18 protein-coding genes are annotated in these 17,755 nt (G+C 65.0%); 8 read left to right on the top strand and 10 right to left on the bottom strand.

All coding sequences use genetic code 11. From position 1 onward, the window contains the following. The 4 genes from tilS to cysS form a co-directional block, all read right to left on the bottom strand. Positions 1–1,015 (bottom strand): tRNA lysidine(34) synthetase TilS (gene tilS / locus ACTHNZ_RS14475; RefSeq protein ID WP_440543190.1); only part of this gene is annotated, 1,015 nt, incomplete at its 3' end. 61 nt (positions 1,016–1,076) lie between these two features. Next, positions 1,077–2,048 carry an acetyl-CoA carboxylase carboxyltransferase subunit alpha gene (locus tag ACTHNZ_RS14470; protein ID WP_440543189.1) on the bottom strand — a complete coding sequence of 324 codons (972 nt, stop codon included), beginning with the start codon at positions 2,046–2,048 and terminating at the stop codon, positions 1,077–1,079. 118 nt (positions 2,049–2,166) lie between these two features. Beyond that, positions 2,167–2,973 (bottom strand): DNA-3-methyladenine glycosylase family protein, encoded by an 807-nt coding sequence (locus tag ACTHNZ_RS14465; protein ID WP_440543188.1) that lies wholly within the window; start codon positions 2,971–2,973, stop codon positions 2,167–2,169. A 50-nt stretch (positions 2,974–3,023) separates the two neighbouring features. Continuing rightward, entirely contained in the window at positions 3,024–4,421 is a 1,398-nt protein-coding gene (gene cysS, locus ACTHNZ_RS14460) for a cysteine--tRNA ligase (RefSeq protein WP_440543187.1), read from the bottom strand. A gap of 230 nt (positions 4,422–4,651) precedes the next feature. Between cysS and ACTHNZ_RS14455 the strand changes: the two genes are divergently transcribed. From ACTHNZ_RS14455 to ACTHNZ_RS14440, 4 genes are read left to right on the top strand one after another with little or no spacing between them, the layout of a single operon-like run. Further along, on the top strand, positions 4,652–5,350 hold the full coding sequence (locus ACTHNZ_RS14455) for a tetratricopeptide repeat protein (RefSeq protein ID WP_440543186.1): 699 nt from the start codon (positions 4,652–4,654) through the stop codon (positions 5,348–5,350). Between the two features lie 40 nt (positions 5,351–5,390). After that, positions 5,391–5,972 (top strand): peptidylprolyl isomerase, encoded by a 582-nt coding sequence (locus ACTHNZ_RS14450; RefSeq protein WP_440543185.1) that lies wholly within the window; start codon positions 5,391–5,393, stop codon positions 5,970–5,972. 58 nt (positions 5,973–6,030) lie between these two features. Next, the gene (locus ACTHNZ_RS14445) at positions 6,031–6,525 is read left to right on the top strand and encodes a peptidylprolyl isomerase (protein WP_440543184.1); all 495 of its coding nucleotides are present in this window, start codon (positions 6,031–6,033) and stop codon (positions 6,523–6,525) included. A gap of 26 nt (positions 6,526–6,551) precedes the next feature. Continuing rightward, a complete protein-coding gene (locus tag ACTHNZ_RS14440) occupies positions 6,552–7,364 on the top strand; it encodes a UDP-2,3-diacylglucosamine diphosphatase (RefSeq protein WP_440543191.1) in 813 nt (270 codons plus the stop codon). A gap of 70 nt (positions 7,365–7,434) precedes the next feature. On the opposite strand, the gene cysE is transcribed toward ACTHNZ_RS14440, so the two are convergent. Then, entirely contained in the window at positions 7,435–8,226 is a 792-nt protein-coding gene (cysE, locus tag ACTHNZ_RS14435) for a serine O-acetyltransferase (RefSeq protein WP_440543183.1), read from the bottom strand. A gap of 248 nt (positions 8,227–8,474) precedes the next feature. Then, positions 8,475–9,374, bottom strand: coding sequence for an RNA methyltransferase (locus ACTHNZ_RS14430; RefSeq protein ID WP_440543182.1), 900 nt, complete (start codon positions 9,372–9,374; stop codon positions 8,475–8,477). 267 nt (positions 9,375–9,641) lie between these two features. On the opposite strand from ACTHNZ_RS14430, the gene ACTHNZ_RS14425 reads away from it, so the two are divergent. Further along, positions 9,642–10,448, top strand: a complete 807-nt coding sequence (locus tag ACTHNZ_RS14425; protein WP_440543181.1) for an inositol monophosphatase family protein — start codon at positions 9,642–9,644, stop codon at positions 10,446–10,448. 154 nt (positions 10,449–10,602) lie between these two features. Here the strand turns inward: ACTHNZ_RS14425 and ACTHNZ_RS14420 are convergent, their stop codons facing one another. Further along, complete coding sequence (locus ACTHNZ_RS14420) at positions 10,603–12,585, bottom strand: hypothetical protein (protein WP_440543180.1); 1,983 nt, start codon at positions 12,583–12,585, stop codon at positions 10,603–10,605. 840 nt (positions 12,586–13,425) lie between these two features. Here ACTHNZ_RS14420 and ACTHNZ_RS14415 point away from each other — a divergent pair. Together ACTHNZ_RS14415 and ACTHNZ_RS14410 are read left to right on the top strand one after the other, a co-directional pair. Next, positions 13,426–13,857, top strand: a complete 432-nt coding sequence (locus ACTHNZ_RS14415) for a type II toxin-antitoxin system RelE/ParE family toxin (RefSeq protein WP_440543179.1) — start codon at positions 13,426–13,428, stop codon at positions 13,855–13,857. 2 nt (positions 13,858–13,859) lie between these two features. Then, the gene (locus ACTHNZ_RS14410; protein ID WP_440543178.1) at positions 13,860–14,363 is read left to right on the top strand and encodes a helix-turn-helix domain-containing protein; all 504 of its coding nucleotides are present in this window, start codon (positions 13,860–13,862) and stop codon (positions 14,361–14,363) included. Positions 14,364–14,447: 84 nt separating this feature from the next. Here ACTHNZ_RS14410 and ACTHNZ_RS14405 read toward each other — a convergent pair whose 3' ends face one another. The 3 genes from ACTHNZ_RS14405 to ACTHNZ_RS14395 all read right to left on the bottom strand — a co-directional run bounded on the left by ACTHNZ_RS14405 (position 14,448) and on the right by ACTHNZ_RS14395 (position 17,431). Further along, positions 14,448–16,229, bottom strand: coding sequence for a hypothetical protein (locus tag ACTHNZ_RS14405; protein ID WP_440543177.1), 1,782 nt, complete (start codon positions 16,227–16,229; stop codon positions 14,448–14,450). Positions 16,230–16,305: 76 nt separating this feature from the next. Then, positions 16,306–16,767, bottom strand: a complete 462-nt coding sequence (locus tag ACTHNZ_RS14400; protein ID WP_440543176.1) for a hypothetical protein — start codon at positions 16,765–16,767, stop codon at positions 16,306–16,308. A 226-nt stretch (positions 16,768–16,993) separates the two neighbouring features. After that, complete coding sequence (locus tag ACTHNZ_RS14395) at positions 16,994–17,431, bottom strand: hypothetical protein (protein WP_440543175.1); 438 nt, start codon at positions 17,429–17,431, stop codon at positions 16,994–16,996. 117 nt (positions 17,432–17,548) lie between these two features. On the opposite strand from ACTHNZ_RS14395, the gene ACTHNZ_RS14390 reads away from it, so the two are divergent. Then, positions 17,549–17,755 (top strand): hypothetical protein (locus ACTHNZ_RS14390; RefSeq protein WP_440543174.1); only part of this gene is annotated, 207 nt, incomplete at its 3' end.

Raw genomic sequence — 17,755 nt, 5'->3', positions numbered from 1 at the left:
CGCCCACCACGGGGCGCTCCACCGGACGCATTTCCCAGTAGATCTTGTCGCGGTACATGCGCAGGCGTGCGCCCCCATGCATGACGCTGAGCCCATGTCCGTTACGCGCTTCGCGCAGTTGACGCAGCATGTCGGCCAAGCGCGCCGCGGACGGCGTCGGCAATGCCGCCAAGCGAATCCAGACGCGCATCAGATTCGTCGCGCGCGCATCGTCGAGCGCCGTCAAACCCTTGCGCGACAGCGCTTCGCCATCGTCGCGACCGACCGTCCGCAAATCGATGCGCGCCAAATCGTCGAGCAGCCGCTGGGCAGTGGCGGCGTGGCGGGCCGTGCGCGAAAGCGCGTCGCGAAAACCGGGAAAACGTGTGGCGAGCGCCGGCATGACGTCGTGCCGCAGCGCATTGCGCGCATAACGGGTATCGGCGTTCGATTCGTCCTCGATCCAGCGCAGGCCGCGCACATGGGCATAGCGCTCGAGTTGCGCCCGCAACACAGGCAAGAACGGGCGCACGCGCGGCACGGCCGACGATTCGTCGATGCGCTGCGGCGCCATCGCCGCGAGCCCGGCCACGCCGGCACCGCGCAGCAACTGCAGCAGCACGGTCTCGGCTTGATCGTCGGCATGATGCGCGAGCCATAACGCTGCCGCGCCCTGACGCGCGCACATCGCATCGAGCGCGCGATAGCGCGCTTCGCGCGCGGCCGCCTCGAGGCTCTCGCCGTGCTCTCGCCGCACGCGCACGCGCTCGGCATCGAATCGAACGCCCAGCGCCAGCGCAGCCGCTTCGCAATGCGCCAACCAACGATCGGCATTCGGGCTCAGTCCATGATGAACGTGCAACGCCACACAGCGCGCCGCGCCCGCGACGCGCGCAGCGGCATCGAGCAGCACAGTGGAGTCGAGCCCGCCGCTGTAGGCGACGGCGATCGTCGCACCGGAGGGCACCGCGGAAAGCGCACCGCCGAGCGCATCTAGGACGATGCGCTCGGCGGCGGAATCGACGGAACCGTTCACGTCAAGGACCCATGAGGAAATGTGCGGCCGGCACCCCGTACCCGCCGCGATGCCCGGTCACTCAAGCGCCGGGGAACGATTCCTTGAACTTGCCGTAAGACATGAGCCGCTCGAAGCGGCGTTCTCGCAAATCGGGGATGCTCATGCCTTGGAACTGGCGCAGCGTATCGGCCAGCGCGCGACGCAGCAGCGCCGCCATGCCCTTGACGTCGCGGTGCGCCCCGCCGAGCGGCTCGTTGACGATCTTATCGATGAGGCCCAGCGCCTTCAAGCGATGCGCCGTCAAGCCGAGCGCTTCGGCGGCTTCGGGCGCCTTCGCCGCGCTCTTCCAAAGAATGGACGCGCAGCCTTCGGGGGAAATCACCGAATACGTGGAGAACTGCAGCATCAACACGCTGTCCGCCACGGCAATCGCCAGTGCGCCGCCCGAGCCGCCCTCGCCGATCACCGTCGCGATGACGGGCGTTTTCAGCTCGGCCATGACATAGAGGTTGCGGCCGATCGCTTCCGATTGCCCCCGCTCCTCCGCACCCACGCCCGGGTAGGCGCCCGGCGTATCGATGAACGTGAAGATCGGCAAACCGAACTTCTCGGCCAGGCGCATCAGCCGTTCGGCCTTGCGATAGCCTTCCGGACGCGGCATGCCGAAGTTGCGCGCTGCACGCTCTTTGGTATCGCGGCCCTTCTGCTGACCGATGATCATGCACGGGTGGCCGTTGAAGCGGGCCAAGCCGCCGACGATCGACAGGTCGTCGGCAAACGACCTGTCGCCATGCAATTCGTGAAAATCGGTGAAAAGCTCGTTCACGTAGTCGAGCGTGTACGGGCGCTGCGGATGACGTGCGATCTGCGAGACCTGCCACGGGGACAGATTCGCGTAGAGGTCCTTCGTGAGCTGCTGGCTCTTCTTCGACAACCGCTCGATCTCTTCCGAAATATCGACAGCCGAATCGTCCTGCACGAAGCGCAATTCTTCGATCTTCGCTTCGAGCTCCGCGATGGGCTGTTCGAAATCCAGAAAGGTCGTTTTCATATGTTCGTTCCTAGAATCCTGCGGCAGCGCGTATTCTAACCGTCCGCGCCCCCTCTGAGATCGAGCAAAACTATCGGTTCTCAATGATGATAGCTTGCCCAGCCGTCGACTCGGCCATCTACTCAGCCACCCCTTCGAGGCTGCGCCACATGTACCAGGTCGCCACCGTCCGCCACGGTTCCCAGTTCGCCGCGACCTCGCGCACTTCGCTGCGCGTCACGGGCTCGCCGCTGAAGTAATTGATGCTGATGGCGCGCGTGAGACTGGGATCGTCGAGCGGCAAGACATCGGGGCGCGACAGATTGAAGATCAGGAACATCTCGGCGGTCCACCGTCCGATGCCGCGGATTTGCGTCAACTCGGCGATGACGGCTTCGTCGTCCATCGACATCCATTTGTCGACGTGCAACGCGCCCGACACGAAATGCTGCGCAAGATCGAGCAGGTAGTCCGATTTGCGCTTCGACAGCCCGCAGGCCATCAGTTTTTCCTGGCCGAGCTTGATGAACTGCTGCGGCGCGAGCTTGGGACAAGCATCTTCGATGCGCTCCCACACTGCTTGGGCGACCTGCACCGACACCTGCTGACCGACGACGGAACGCGCGAGGGTCACGAACGGATCGTTGCCGTTGACGAGATGCACGGGGCCGAACTTCGGGATCAGTCGTTTGAGAATGCGGTCGCGCTTGACGAGGTCCGCGCATGCGCGATCCCAGTACGCGGGACGCGTTTTTGCCTGCTCGGCTTGCGCGCCGATCGTCACGGGCGCCGCGGCGCCGTTCGGCTTCGCCGCGCTCGCCTTCTTCGAGCCGGCGGCGCGCTTGGCCGCCGCCTTCTCGTTCATTTCAGCGGTTGCCGCCGCTGCGCTCGCTCGCACGTCGCTCTTGCGACTGGCGCGTGCGGGCGCCTTCCTGGCCGTTGCCATCTTGCCTCCTGCCTGGCGAGTCGATCAGCGCGACGTGCGATGCACGGTCGTCATACGCGGCGCCATTCGGTCAGCCCGCCCGGTTTGTCTTCAAGTGCAACACCGGCATCGAGCAATTCATCTCGAATCCGGTCTGCCTCGGCGTAGTTTTTCGCCTGCTTGGCGGCCGTGCGCTCGGCGATCTTCGCTTCGATCGCGGCCGCATCGAGCCCCTCTCCATCGCGCGCGCCCGCCGCTTGCTGCAAGAAAGCGCGCGGCTCGCGGCCGAGCAATCCCAACGTGCCCGCCAGCAGCCGCAGTTGTCGTGCCAATGCCGCATCGCGCGTGCGATTGACTTCCGTCGCGAGCTCGAACAGCACCGCCACGGCGACCGGCGTATTGAAGTCGTCGTTCATCGCCTCGCGAAAGCGCACCGCATGGGCCTCGCTCCAATCGAGCGGGGCACCGTCGGCTACGACGTCCGTGAGCGCGGTGTACAGGCGAGTCAGTGCGGCGCGCGCATCGTCGAGATGCACGTCGCTATAGTTGATCGGCGAACGATAGTGCGCGCGCGCGAGAAAAAATCGCACGACTTCCGGATCGTACTTCGCGAGTACCTCGCGAATCGTGAAGAAGTTGCCGAGCGATTTCGACATCTTCTCGTTGTCGATCTGCACGAAGCCGTTGTGCATCCAATAATTGACGAACGTCTGCCCCGTCGCACCTTCGCTCTGGGCAATCTCGTTCTCGTGGTGCGGAAACTGCAGGTCCTGCCCGCCGCCGTGCAGATCGAAGTGCTCGCCGAGCAGCGCGCAACCCATCGCCGAACATTCGATGTGCCAGCCCGGGCGGCCCGGCCCGTAATTCGACGCCCACGTGCACTCGGGCGGCTCGCCCGCCTTCGCATGCTTCCACAGCACGAAATCGAGCGGATCTTGCTTGGCATCGTTGGCCACGACGCGCTCGCCCGCGCGCAGATCCTCGAGCGACTTGCCCGACAGCGCGCCGTAGCGCGCGAACTTGCGCACGGCGTAGTTCACGTCGCCGTCCTTCGCTTGATACGCGTATCCGTTCGCGACGAGCGTATCGATCATGCCCAGCATCTGAGGAATGTAGTCGGTCGCGCGCGGCTCGATGTCGGGGCGCGCCACCCCGAGCGCGTCGGCATCTTCGTACATGGCCGCGATATAGCGATCGGTGACGGCCTTGATCGTCTCGCCGTTTTCGACGGCGCGCCGGATGATCTTGTCGTCGACGTCGGTAATGTTGCGCACGTATGTCACGTTGTAGCCCAGCGCGCGCAGCCAGCGCTGCACGAGATCGAATACGACCAACAGCCGCGCGTGCCCGATGTGGCAGTAGTCGTAGACGGTGATCCCGCAGACGTACATCCGGACTTCGCCTGGACGGCGCGGCGCGAACGTTTGCTTGTCACGCGCGAGCGTGTTGTAGATGCGCAGTGATTCCATAGAGACGATGCGTGAGCCTTGAGCAATCCGCACTCGGCGACGCGCGCTTCGGAGCAGGTCGCGGTGAAGCGCAAACGGCTTGCGCGGTGCGAATGTCTTCGCGCGACGAGTGCTTCGGGGCGAGCGTCGCGAAAGGCGACCACGACTGGCGGAAGGACCGTTTGCCGTTCGAGGAAACGAGCAAACGTTTTGTTAGAATGGGCCGGAGTATAACATCCAGACCCGAGCCTATGAAACCTTCCCGCGGCCGCACGCACCGTAGCGCGGCCCTTGTCGCCGCTTCCGTTTTGAGCTTCGCGCTCGCGGCTTTCGCGAGCGCGGCGGCACATGCGCAAACGCCGCCGGCGGTGCGCGACGACACCCCGCAGATCGACGCATCGATCGCCTCGCAAGACTGGCGAGCCGCGCTGACCGAGCTCGACGCGCGCATCGCCGCCCATCCGCAAGACGCCCAGGCAAAGTTCAAGCGCGGCACCGTGCTCGCGCGCCTGAACCGCGACGACGACGCCATCCGTCAGTTCACCGAATTGACGCAGCTGTACCCCGAACTGCCCGAGCCGTACAACAATCTGGCCGCGCTCTACGCGAAGCAGGGGCGCTACCAAGATGCGCGTACGGCACTCGAAACGGCCGTGCACGCAAACCCGAGCTACGGCCTCGCCTATGAGAACCTGGGCGACTTGTACCTGCATCTGGCCGAGCAGTCGTACAAGCGCGCGCAAAACCTCGGTCAAGCAAGTCCCGCGGTAGCGCAGCGCGTGGCGGCGATCGACAGGATCGTGGCGCCCGGGGCGGCACCTTCGCCGGCCGCCGCCGAGCAGCACCCGCATAGGACGGTCCCAGTCCCGGCGATCAATGCGCCGGGCGTCGAGTTCGGCGGCTCGAACGGCCCGTTCCCGGCTCAGCCCTATGTCGCGCCGTCGCACTAGCGCGGCTTTCGCATCGACCCTTCTCACATCGAGGACACACATGAAAAGCCTTTTGTTGGCGCTCGGCAGCGCCGCTCTCATTGCGAACGCCCCCGCCTTCGCGCAAACGAACGCCGCTGCCGCGCACCCGCAAGTGCTGCTGAAAACGTCGGACGGCGACATCAAGGTCGAGCTCTATCCCCAGCAGGCGCCCAAGACGGTCGCGAACTTCCTCGCTTACGTGAAATCCGGCCAGTACAGCGGCACGATTTTTCATCGCGTGATCAAGGGCTTCATGATTCAAGGCGGCGGCTACACGACGAGCTTCGCGGAGAAACCCACGCGTGCTCCGATTCCGCTCGAAAGCCGCAACGGCCTGAAGAACACGACGGGTACGATCGCCATGGCGCGCACGAGCGATCCGAACTCGGCGACGGCGCAGTTCTTCATCAACACCGTCGACAACGCGGGGCTCGACTATCCGAATCCGGACGGCAACGGCTATGCGGTATTCGGCAAGGTCGTCTCCGGCATGGACGTCGTCAAGAAGATCGAAGCTGCGCCCACCACGACGCGCGGCCCCATGGCGGACGTGCCGCAACAGCCGATCGTGATCGAATCGGCAAGCGTCGTATCGAAATAACGCCCCTCTCGGCCGGCGCTTCCCGCGCCGGCTCGGTTTTTTTGGAAAGGAATCCATCATGGTCGAACTGCATACGAATCACGGCGTCATCAAGCTCCAACTCGATGCCGAGAAGGCGCCGAAAACGGTCGAGAATTTCCTCAGCTACGTGAAGAAAGGTCATTACGACAACACCGTCTTTCACCGCGTCATCGACGGCTTCATGATTCAAGGCGGCGGCTTCGAGCCCGGCATGAAGCAAAAGCCGACCGACGCCCCGATCGACAACGAGGCGAACAACGGCCTGAAGAACGTCAAGGGTTCGGTCGCCATGGCGCGCACGAACGATCCGCATTCCGCAACAGCCCAATTCTTCATCAACGTGAACGACAACGACTTCCTCAACCACACGTCGCCGACGCCGCAAGGCTGGGGCTACGCCGTGTTCGGAAGCGTCGTCGAAGGGCTCGACGTCGTGGAGAAGATCAAGAAAGTGCGCACGGGCTCGAAGGGTTTCCACCAGGACGTACCGCTCGACGATGTCGTGATCGAGAAAGCGGTCGTAGTCGATTGAGCACGAGCATCATCCGGGATGCCGGGATCTCGGCGCGGCAAGACGCAGGGCCTCGCAACATCGAGGCCAGCGTGCCGCGCGAGCACGGCCACGCGCGCCCCCACGCGCCGCGGCCGCTCTTGCTCATCTCCGATCTGCATCTGAGCACGTCGATCCCGCATACGGTCGACGCGTTCGAGCATTTCATTCTGGTCACGGCCGACAGCGCCGATTCCGTTTTCGTGCTCGGGGATCTGTTCGAGTATTGGATCGGGGACGACATGCTCGCGGCCGATCCGTTCGCGGCGCGCATCGCCGCGGTTCTGCACACGCTGTCAGAACGCGGAATCGCCCTGTACGTGATGCATGGCAATCGCGATTTCTTGCTCGGCAAGCGGTTCATGAAGGCGGCCGGCGCGATTTGGCTGCCCGATCCGTTCGTGATGACCGCGTTCGGTTCGCGCATCGTGCTCGCACATGGCGACGCGCTGTGCACGGCCGATCGCAAGTATCAAACGTTTCGCCGCTTCGCGCGCTGGCGCGCGGCGCAACTGATGTTCCTCGCCTGGCCATTCAGATGGCGGCATGCCCTCGCCGAGCGCATGCGCGCGTCGAGCCAGGAAGGCCGGACGCGGCCGCCCTCACCGCTCTACGATGTCACGCACGAAAGCGTCGAGGCGCTGTTCCGTTCGAGCCATACGACGACGATGATTCACGGCCACACGCACAAGCCCGCGCGCCATCAGGAAATGGGCGGCACGCGGTGGGTCCTGCCCGATTGGGATCTCGATCACGGCGCTCGCCGAGGCGGCTATCTGCGTATCGATGCCGAAGGCATCCACGCCTTTCCGCTCGATTGAGCGATCATTCGGCGCTTTCGGCACGGCTGCGGCTTTTGTTGGCTGCGCTGCCGCTGCTGTTGCGCCGCCCTCAGGCCTGGCTTGCACGCGCCTCGGCATGCGCCACCGCCGCGCCGTGGATCGCGGCCGATAGGCGCTGTAGATCCACGACTGCCACATCGACGCTCTGCAGCGCTTCCAGCCGCGTGCCGAGCCGCTCGAGCGCGGCCACGATCTCGTCGACGCGCTGCTTTTCGTTGGCGGCGTGATCGATGAGTCCGTGCAGCGCGAGCGATACCGGGTCCTCGGCATTGGGCGTGATGCCGTAGGCGCAGAATGCGGCACGTTCCGGCGAGCGCTTAGGATCGCCCGGCGACACCACGCGCGCCGGATTGCCGACGGCCGTGGCGCCTGCCGGAACCGGTTTGACGACCACCGCGTTCGAGCCGATCTTCGCGTTTTCGCCGATCGTGAAGCCGCCCAGCACTTTCGCGCCAGCCCCGACGATCACGCCACGCTCGAGGGTCGGGTGACGCTTGGCCCCGCGCGTGAGCGACGTGCCCCCGAGCGTGACGCCTTGATAGATCGTGCAGTCGTCGCCGACTTCCGCGGTCTCGCCCACGACGACGCCCATGCCGTGGTCGATGAACACGCGGCGCCCGATCGTCGCACCCGGATGGATTTCGATCCCCGTCATGAACCGTGCGACCTGGGAAATGACGCGGGCGAGCCAGCGGCGCCGCGCTCGCCAGCACGCATTCGCGAGCCGATGCAAAACGAGCGCATGGAGCCCCGGATAACAGGTGAGGACTTCCCAGGCACTGCGAGCCGCGGGATCCCGCTGACGAATCGTGGCAATGTCTTCGCGAAGTCTCTTGAACATGATGGGGCTCGCTGGAATGAAGTCGTTATGACAGGACGCAACGGCGGGCGCGTCGATATGACATCCTGCGATTTGCTTATGAGGAGCGGTTCGATTGTAGATGCATCATGCGAAACGTGCAGAACGCATGAAAATCGCCCCTGTCGAGACAGGGGCATTGACGGCAGTGGGCGCCGCGTTCACGTCGTTTTGCGACGGCTTCGTCGCCCGGCAAGCTCAGCACCCGTGCCGGCCGCCCTGCGGACCTGTTATGGAGACGATCGATCGCGGCCCGGTGTCTTCAGCAAAATATGCTTCGCGATCCCGCGCACGATGTTGACTTCCTCGCGCTCCAAGCCGGCGCGAGCGAACAGCCTGCGCAAGCGCGACATCAGCTTCTTCGGATTGGCCGGATCGAGGAACTCGAGTGCGATCAGCGCGTTCTCGAGATGGACGTACATGCGCTCGATCTCATCGTTCGGGGCCCGGGCGCCCGCGGCAACCTCGTCGGTCTGCTCGCCTGCCGGCTCGCCCTCCTGCGCGAGATAGGCAATTCGCAACTCGTAGGCGAGCACTTGCACCGCCTGCGCGAGATTGAGCGAACTGTAGGCCGGATTGGCGGGAATATGCGCAAGCGCGCTGCAGCGCTCGACGTGCTCGTTGGACAATCCCGTTCGCTCGTTGCCGAAGACGAACGCGATATCGCCGGAGAGCGCATGGACGCGGGCGCAGCTCGCCGCCTCGCGCGGCGCGAGCTGCGGCGGCCCGTACTCGCGCATGCGAGCCGTCAGGGCGACGGACCAGGTGACGCCCGCTAGGGCGTCGGCGAGGCTCGGTACGATGCGCGCCGAGGCGAGGACGTCTTCCGCACCGCTGGCCATGGCGATCGCTTCCGGGTCGGTCTGCACATGGGCGAGGCGGGGGGCGACGAGCACGAGCCGCGAAAACCCCATCGTCTTGAGCGCACGCGCGGCGGCGCCGACGTTGCCGGGATGGCTGGGCTCGACGAGCACGAACAGCGTCGAGGTGAAACCGCCGTGGGGGCCCGATGCACAGGTATGAACGGTGGCCGACGGAGAAAGCGAAGTGGGATGATTCAAGGTGACGAAATCGGCGAAGAACGGTAAAGGCCGGCACAGGAGGTCGATGCGCCGGACACTGGCTTTCATATGGTAACGCGCTGGCCGGGCGGATGCGAACCGTCGGCAGCCGGCAACGAGCGGGCCGGGTTGCCTTGCCGCAACTTTGAGCCGGGCACCGCCGGACTCAGGTAAAATCACATGACTCGCGCCTCGCACGCAGGCCGATCGCATGACTGCGTGCATGCGCATTGCTCTTCTTCAATTCGCTTTCGTCGACGGAATGCTCGCGCGTTCCGGGCGGTTTGGCCCACTCGCCGCAGCACTCGCACCGCCGCGGCATAAGGAATCCGTTTTATGCACCCGATGCTCAACATTGCCGTCAAGGCTGCCCGTCGCGCCGGACAAATCATCAACCGCGCCTCGCTCGATCTGGATCTCGTCCAGGTCAGCAAGAAGCAGCACAACGATTTTGTGACCGAAGTCGACAAAGCGGCCGAAGCGGCCATCATCGATACGCTCAAAACGGCGTACCCCGACCACGCGATCCTGGCCGAAGAGTCGGGCCGCTCCGACAACGAATCCGACTACGTCTGGATCATCGATCCGCTCGACGGCACCACCAATTTCATTCACGGCCTGCCCTACTACGGCGTGTCCATCGCGCTGGCGCACCGCGGTGTCATGACGCAAGCGGTGGTCTACGATCCCAACAGCAACGACCTGTTCACGGCCTCGCGCGGCCGCGGCGCCTATTTGAACGACCGCCGCATTCGCGTCGGCCGGCGCGATAGATTGGCCGACGGCCTCATTGGTACGGGGTTCCCGTTCCGCGAAGACGACGGCATCGAGAAGTATTGCCGCCTGTTCGCCGAAATGACGCGCGCGTGCACGGGCCTGCGCCGCCCTGGCGCCGCCGCGCTCGATCTCGCCAACGTGGCGGCTGGACGCCTCGACGGCTTCTTCGAGCAAGGGCTCAGCCCGTGGGACATGGCTGCGGGCAGCTTGCTGATTACCGAGGCAGGCGGCCTCGTCGGCAATTACACGGGCGATTCGGAGTTTCTGCAGCTTGGCGAAATCGTCGCGGGCAACCCGAAGATCTACGCTCAGATGGTGCCGATCCTGAGCTCCTACAGCCGCGCGGCAAAAACGAGCGGCGAGTAACGGGCGGCTCGCTGCCGCTCGAACGGCGGCAGCGCATGACGGCACGGCAAAGGCGGCTTCGGCCGTCTTTTTTCATTCAGGCCTTGCTTCGTTCCGGCACGCGCCCAGGGCCCCGGCCCCCGCCAGTTTCGGCCTCGAAAAGCGATGAGACTTGCTACGCTCGGCCCCGGCCGCGACCGAGCTTCATGCGCACCTCGGTGTCTTCGATGTCGGAATCGCTGTCCGTGTCGTGATCGGTCGTCACCCTGCCCGCGCGCGTCTTGGTGACGTAGGTGCCGATTCCCTTGTCGATATTGCGCTCGATGATTCGCGGCGTATCGGAGAGCGCCTGTGCCGCGTGCGACAACCAAAACGGCCCGCGGCGCTCTTCGTCGCCGAGCCCGAGTTCGTCGGCGCAAGTCCCGCAAGGCCGCATCGTGCCCGCCAACAGCCGTCGGTCCAGCGCTTCGCCGAACGTCTCGCGCACGTAGTTCAGGATGCGGCGCTCGGCATGCAGGCGCACCGTCTTGCCGCGATCGCTGACGCTCGCGTGCGGGACGACGAAACGTCCGGCCGCGATCGCGGCGCGCACCTGCTTTTGCAGAGCACCGTCTCCTACGGCCGAATCAGCCGCACCCGCGAGCGCGATGCGCAGTTTGCCCGAATGCCGCGCTTCCCGCGCATCCGATTGGGGCTCGGCAACGTCGATAAGCTGACGCGCCCCGCCCTCGGCGAAGAATTCCGCCAGTTTCGTGTTCACCTCGTTGTGGTTCGATGCGACCACGATCTGCCGTGTGGGAACGTGGTAATAGCATTGAACCTCGCTCGTGTCGGGAAAGCGGTCTTTCAGGACCGTCGACAGCCAGCGCAGCATCTGCCGGGGACGCTCCGTCTCGTAGGAGCGCGGCGGCCGGACCAGATCCGCGTTGTTCGCATAGATCTTTTCGAGGCGATTCTTTGCCTTGGGCCCCGGGTCACCAGTGCTCGGCCTGACGATGAAGACCTTGGCGGGGATCGTGCCGCGTGCTGGGAGCTCGAAGCGGGCCATCTCGCGCGGCGCAGCGGCGACAGGCGCCTTCCCTAGCGCCGTCGCACGCAGTCGCGCGAGTTCCTCGTCGAGGCCCGGCACGAGATGACGGCCGACGCGCGCGAGCGTGGCGTAAACGTCGCCGCGCTCGCGCAGCACGCCCCCGGCGCCTATCACGGCCGTGAACGCCTCGGGGAGCAGGCCGGCCTGTTTGGCGGCATCGAACGGCGACAGCTTGGGATGGGTTTGCATCGCCTTCATCGCGCCGACGAAGCGCGGCATGTCGTCGCGTAGGGCGTTCAGCAAGTACTCGGCATCGACCAACGGCAGCGGCAGGCCTCGAGCCTGCTCTTGATTCCCGAGCGCGGCGAGCGCCGCGGCGAGCGATTCCCGATGCTGCGCATAGTCAGGCATTTTGCGCACGACGTCGAGCGAGCGCAGGCTGGCATCCTCGAGCGCGACGTATACCCGAACCAACGAAGGCTGCACGCCCAGTGCACCGCCGATCGCTCTGGATGAGCCGGCACGGTCCGCCTTGATGTTTTGCAGGATATCCACGAGCAGCGCGGCGGTCATCTTATGCGTCGTGTCCTCGCCGGGTGCGCGCAAGCCGTCGGCGACCGCTTGATGTCCGTGGCGCGAGAACAGCGCTTGCAGATCGCCGCGCACCTGTTCGTAGCCCGGCAGGCGCGCGACGGCGTCGAGCGGCTTGGCTGGCGTGCCGTCGGCGTTCAACCAGCCGACCAGCATTTTGCGGTCCATTCCGATCACGCCCGCCACCGCCGACAGAATCCCCGGCGTCCGGCCGCGCCCGACTAGCCCCTCGCCTCGCTTCGCGAGCATCAGCTCCAGCGCTTGCTTCAGCAGATCCGCCGTCATTTGGCCGCGTGATCTCGCGGGTGGCGGCGGCAAATCTTCGCTCGTCAAGCCCATCGTTTTGACGAGCGCATCGATCGCGTCGCGGTGCTGCGCATAGTCGGACATCTTGGCCAGCGTGGCTTGAACCTCGCCGGACTGCCATCGCTTCGCGTTGATCCACCTGCCGATCGTTCCGTCCGCCACCGAAACGGCACCCGCGATCTCCGACGTGGAAGCGCCCCGCGACCGTTCGACGAGGATGCGATACACCATGTCAGCGGTCGTGCTCTGCCGCGATCCCTTTGGGGGCCGCGCAAGGGTTCGCGCGCTCTGGCCTGTCGCACGCTCACCCGCACTCCCCGGCTCGCCGCGCGGCTCTTCGTTGCGGAGCCTAGCGCCCGGCTCGGCACCGGCAGGGCGCAAGCGCTTGGCGGCGGGCGCAGGACCGGCTGCCGGCGACGGCGCCAACGGCCGCTTTCCCTTTGGGTCCGACACGGCCTGCGATGACGCCGTCGCCGATGCGGTGCGGCGCGCGCTCAATTGGGCGAGCGCACCGCTGCGAGCCGGCGCGCTGCGACCGCTTTCGGTCGAACTGGCGTCAGTCGACCCCGCTTCACCGCGCGGCGCGGACGCGCCAGCCGTACGCGTGTCGTCGGCACTGCTCGATCCGATGCGCATGATGAAATCCGAAAGACCCCGGCGTGGAGAAAGGTGGAATGCGCGAAGGAGGCATGCACGCACCCTCGTGATCGTCGCGTAACGGCGACGCCGGTTGCTCGCACGGCGCGAATTTCGTGCGCCGGCGGCGAAACGAGCCGCCAGGTTGCCGTGTTCGAAAAGCCGTCGCGATGACGCCGCCAGATCACGCCGAGTCCCGCGATCGGAACGGCGAAAGCCCAAATGCCGCCTGTCTCGGAAAAGGTTTCATCGCCCCACATAAGCCGACAGCCTCGCCCCAATTCGCTGTCGGCTTAGGGCAGATATCCCCTGCGATTCCGGGCTGGTAGCCCCCGCAATAATGCACATCGCTAGCGACCACCCGGCATGGCGAGCGTTCGCCGCTGCCTGCCGTGGCTCGTCTAGAACATCACCTTGACGTGACATCATGCGGAGATGATAATTGACTTCAAAAAACTGGATCGTCGTGTTCCACGACGAGTTCGAACCCGAGTTTCGGATGCTGGCCCCAGGAGTCTGAAGAGAACTGCTTTCAACCGCCTTGGCAGTCCAACGAATGGGCCCGGAGGCAGGCCTTACGTTGGAACGTTGTCCAACGCCAAACATCCGAACATGAAGGAGCTGCGTTTCAGCTCGAACGGCGGCGCGGACGTTTGGCGAGTAGCGTTTGCATTCGATCCGGAACGAAAGGCTATCGTGCTAGTCGCGGGAGCCAAGCAAGGCATGAACGAAAGATCGTTCTACAGAAGGCTCCTGCATGTCGCAAACGCTCGATTCGATCGTCATTTGGCCAGTCTGATCGATGTAGCCAAGCCCGTAAAAGCGGCGAAGCGACCGCCCGCATCAACGCCCGGAAAGGGGAGATAGAGATGGGAAGAACACTGAACGAGATCATCGGCGAACTGCCCGACGCCGAGCAAGCGGACATCCGAACCGGAGCGGACCGCAAGGTCAAAGAAATGTTGCGAGAGGCCGGCAACCTTGGTGCCATCCGTAAGGCCTTAGGCAAAACGCAGGCCGATGTGGCCGAGAAGTTAGGTGTGAGGCAAAACGCGATCTCGCAACTGGAAAAGCGCCAGGAGATTTATCTCTCGACGTTTAGGAAGTTCCTCAAGACGTTGGGAATGGAACTTGAAATAGTCCTCGTCGGGAAGAACGGGGAACGTTATGCGTTGAGCAACTTCGACCCATCCAGAGACGTCGAATACCTCTGTGCCGAAGAGGGTCGCTCGACGGAATCGAACGTCCGACGCATACCGGCCAGAAGTACGGTCGGGAAAGTGGCCGCGGCGGCCAAATGTGCTCCGAAGGCACAGGCGACCACCTCGACGGCTCCCGCGAAAAAGAGAGCGGCCGCCAAGCGCGCTCGTTGAAGATCGGGGTTCCCTGGCTGTCGCTCGCCGCTTTCACGCGCGCGGTCGCCACCGGGCGGGCCGACCCACATACAAAAGCTGCGCTCAAACGTTCTCGTCGCTTCGCGGCTCCTCGGTACCGGCTCGCGCCGCTTCCTCACGGGCTCGCTCACTCTCCGCCCGCCGCACCTCGCCTGCGCCGTCCCACACCTCGACGATCATGTTGTACGTCTGGCCCGCCAAAATGGCAGGGCCGCCGTTGGACAGCAAGCTGTTCAGCCAGGGCGGCGCGTGCAGCGCAGTGGCGGCCATCGATAGTGCGCTGCCGAGCGCAATGTTCGAGGACACCGCCGCGAGACGCGCGATCCCTTTGTCCAGCGCCGCCGGTAAGTCGATCGGATTCAGTGCGGGCTCGAAGCGCTGCCGCGTCCCCGCCTCGTTCGCCTGGACTTGCGTGAGGTTGATCCAGTCGGACGTCTCCACCAGCGTATTGATCATCGCTTTGACGGCCGACGAATGCGCGACGGTACCGATTGCCTGCGCCGTCGACAACGGAGAGGGATGCGTAGCCAGCGCCGCTCGTGCGCGCTCGTCACCGAAGTGCGCCGCGAGCTTGGTGCGCGCATCTCCCAGCCCTGCTGGCACAGCGCCGTAGGAATAGTTGCCTATGAGGTTCATCTTCGCGTAAAACTCGGCTGCCGAATTCAGCGGCGCGCCTCTGGCACTGCTCGTGGGAACCTCTGTGTTGACCATTTGCAACATTGTCTGAATCGAATCGCGCGCCCCGGCATACGCCAGCGCCTTGATGTCGGTCGCGAGCACCTGCGCGGCCAGTTCGGGCCGCCCCATGCTCGGTCCCGCCAAGCTCATCGCCACGTTCGTGATCGCGGCCGCGGCCGCGAGCGTCGTCACGGCGTCGGAGTAGCTGCGCTGCTGCGCCATCTTGGCTTGCTTCTCCTCGGCGGGCAGCGCCGCCCACTGTTCGACGCTAAGGTTGTGATAGCCACGCGCCGCCGCTTCGGGGTTCCGCTGCTCGCGCGCTTGCCGCAATCGCTGCAGCCCGATCTGCGTTACGCCGGACGTGACTTGCATCGCGGTCAAAGCGGGCTGCGGCAGTTGGCGCAGCGCCGCGGCAAGCGCTTCGTAGAGCATTTCGCGCGCGAACGTAGGCAGGCCGGTGGAGATCGTCTGGTGGACCAAGTGCCCGGCCGCTGCGCCGGCCAATCGCGGCGGGACACCCATGACGCGAAGCCCCGACACCGCGCTCGTTCCCGCCTGGACGACATGCCGGCCGCCCGCGCTGAGCAGCCGCTGACCGCCTTGGGCAGTCGCCACTACACCGTCTTTCGCCACGGTAAGCCCGGCCGCCGCGGCGCCCTTGGCCTTCGTCCCGAGTTCGGCAGCCTTGCCGTACGCAGCTTGGAGAGAAGCGGTCAGCGAGCGCCCGCCACCGCTCGGCGCTGTATGTGTTTCCGTTTGTGTTTCCGTTTGTGTTTCCGTTCGCGCCTGCTCGCGTGCGACACTCGTCTCTTCGCGCGCGACGCCCGGCCGCCCCTCGGGGACAGTCATCCGCATCGATGAAAAGTCGGTCTCCAATGCGTGGCGCATCCGCGCCGAACCGAAGCGCGAGGACGGCACTCCCTGGAACAACGACGAGCTCTCGCTTTCGTCGCTTTCGTTGCCGTCGCTGTCGCTCTCGCGGATCTCCGACGGCAAGGGGCCGCGCCGCCCTGACGGCAATCCTTGCAATCGCGAGTCGGTCGTACGCACGGAGTGCTCACCGGCAGGCGGTGTCCAGCGCGGCGGGTGCGACGTGCTTTCATGCGCGGATTGCTCATGCTGCGCCGAAGAAGCGCCCGATGTGCCCGCGATACCTTTGTTGTGCATGGCCTCTACCCCATTTCGAAACTACCGGACTACTGGTCGAACGATCGGTCCGGTCCGATCGCGGCGCACGTCACTGTCAGGCGCGCACGGCTTGTAAATCGATCGCGAGCTCGGCGAATTTGCGCAGCCATTGCGCGAGCGCGTCGGGCCTGCGGGGAGCCAGGTGCCATCTGGACAGCAACTGGGGGCCGCCGAGACCGATGGCAAAGCTGATACCGGCATTCAGCAGCAAGTGCGCATTGGCCTTCAAAAGCTGCGCACGCCGCTCGCGCGAGCCGGCCCAGTTCTCGTCGAGCAATGCGCTCACGATCAGCGCCGATTCATCGGGCGCCAAGACCAGCAGCAAGCGCTGCGTCCCGAGCTGTACGCGTCCCGTGCGGGCCGCTTCTCGAGCCGTATCCGGCGCGGCGCCGAGCGCCGTCATGACTTCGACGACAAGATCGAGCACGGCCTGGGGGGCGTCGAATTCCTGCTCGGGTGGAGCGGCAACATTCATCGGCCGCGTTTCGACTGTCTCGCGCGTATCGATCGTTTTCATTGGGAGACCCTCAGCGAAGCGAGCAGTGCCGATGCGCCCGCGCGCACCGGCCAAGCTCCATCGAGAGCGCCGCATCGTCGCGATGCGGTGGGCGTTGCGAGGCGTGCGCCTGTTGGCCGGTGTTCGCCATATCCATGTCCCTTCCAGTCCGGTTACGCATGTCACGTTGAATCCGGGATCCAACCATGCGAATCGAGTCTAGGCGGGCAAAATGCCGGCGCCACCGCTAGCCGGCGAAATGCTTCGCTCGGTAGCGAACGGTATCGTTTACGCCGAGGAGCGGACCCATGCAGCTCGAGCCGTGGCGTTCGGTGCGCCGCGAGACCGTGGCGAATGGAATAAGGGATGAATTCGGCTCCGCGGTCGTGGGGCCTTCGCGTTGAGCGCCTCGAAGGCGTCCACGATTCTCCTCGTCCAGCAGGTCGTTGATCCGTTTGCTCTTCCAAGCCGCGAGTTTGTGCACGGCCTTGTCATAACTCTTTAAACTACTGGCTTTCGCCGGACGCTTTCGGTGCACGAGGTCGTGCCTGTAAGCGCCCTGCGCTTCGCCAAGCGTCAAGTCCCGTTCGTCGCGGTTGCGTTTGTCCGGCCCCGGTGCCCGCCCCGTTTCAACGATGCCGTCCAGTACCTCGTGCGCCTTTTTTTGCGCCTGCTGAACCGTCATCTCCATGACTCGGCGCAGGGTCGCGCGCGTCAGCGCGCCCAGACCAGACCGGCCGCACGCACGCGCTTTCGAACGATGAACGCACCTGCACCGAACCGTTGAAGAGGCCCGCCCAGTATGGCGCTGAAGGAAACAGACCACACAAAGCCCGAAGCAAGCGAGGGGGTAAAGCCCCACACGCCGTACATGCAGCAATACCTGCGCATCAAAGCCGATCACCCCGGCACGCTGCTGTTCTTCCGCATGGGCGACTTCTACGAGCTCTTCTTCGACGATGCCGAAAAAGCCGCACGCCTGCTCGATCTGACGCTCACGCAGCGCGGG

Origin of the sequence: Trinickia sp. (assembly GCF_051953955.1) — a bacterium.
GTDB lineage: Bacteria > Pseudomonadota > Gammaproteobacteria > Burkholderiales > Burkholderiaceae > Trinickia.
Note: the sequence above shows the minus strand (reverse complement) of the source record. Positions and strands in the feature narration are given on the sequence as shown.

Coding starts and splice junctions, on each gene's coding strand:
- ACTHNZ_RS14470 (WP_440543189.1), bottom strand. CDS start 2,048: ATGAAAACGACCTTTCTGGATTTCGAACAGCCCATCGCGGAGCTCGAA.
- ACTHNZ_RS14465 (WP_440543188.1), bottom strand. CDS start 2,973: ATGGCAACGGCCAGGAAGGCGCCCGCACGCGCCAGTCGCAAGAGCGAC.
- cysS (WP_440543187.1), bottom strand. CDS start 4,421: ATGGAATCACTGCGCATCTACAACACGCTCGCGCGTGACAAGCAAACG.
- ACTHNZ_RS14455 (WP_440543186.1), top strand. CDS start 4,652: ATGAAACCTTCCCGCGGCCGCACGCACCGTAGCGCGGCCCTTGTCGCC.
- ACTHNZ_RS14450 (WP_440543185.1), top strand. CDS start 5,391: ATGAAAAGCCTTTTGTTGGCGCTCGGCAGCGCCGCTCTCATTGCGAAC.
- ACTHNZ_RS14445 (WP_440543184.1), top strand. CDS start 6,031: ATGGTCGAACTGCATACGAATCACGGCGTCATCAAGCTCCAACTCGAT.
- cysE (WP_440543183.1), bottom strand. CDS start 8,226: ATGTTCAAGAGACTTCGCGAAGACATTGCCACGATTCGTCAGCGGGAT.
- ACTHNZ_RS14430 (WP_440543182.1), bottom strand. CDS start 9,374: ATGAAAGCCAGTGTCCGGCGCATCGACCTCCTGTGCCGGCCTTTACCG.
- ACTHNZ_RS14425 (WP_440543181.1), top strand. CDS start 9,642: ATGCACCCGATGCTCAACATTGCCGTCAAGGCTGCCCGTCGCGCCGGA.
- ACTHNZ_RS14420 (WP_440543180.1), bottom strand. CDS start 12,585: ATGGTGTATCGCATCCTCGTCGAACGGTCGCGGGGCGCTTCCACGTCG.
- ACTHNZ_RS14415 (WP_440543179.1), top strand. CDS start 13,426: ATGATAATTGACTTCAAAAAACTGGATCGTCGTGTTCCACGACGAGTT.
- ACTHNZ_RS14410 (WP_440543178.1), top strand. CDS start 13,860: ATGGGAAGAACACTGAACGAGATCATCGGCGAACTGCCCGACGCCGAG.
- ACTHNZ_RS14405 (WP_440543177.1), bottom strand. CDS start 16,229: ATGCACAACAAAGGTATCGCGGGCACATCGGGCGCTTCTTCGGCGCAG.
- ACTHNZ_RS14400 (WP_440543176.1), bottom strand. CDS start 16,767: ATGAAAACGATCGATACGCGCGAGACAGTCGAAACGCGGCCGATGAAT.
- ACTHNZ_RS14395 (WP_440543175.1), bottom strand. CDS start 17,431: ATGACGGTTCAGCAGGCGCAAAAAAAGGCGCACGAGGTACTGGACGGC.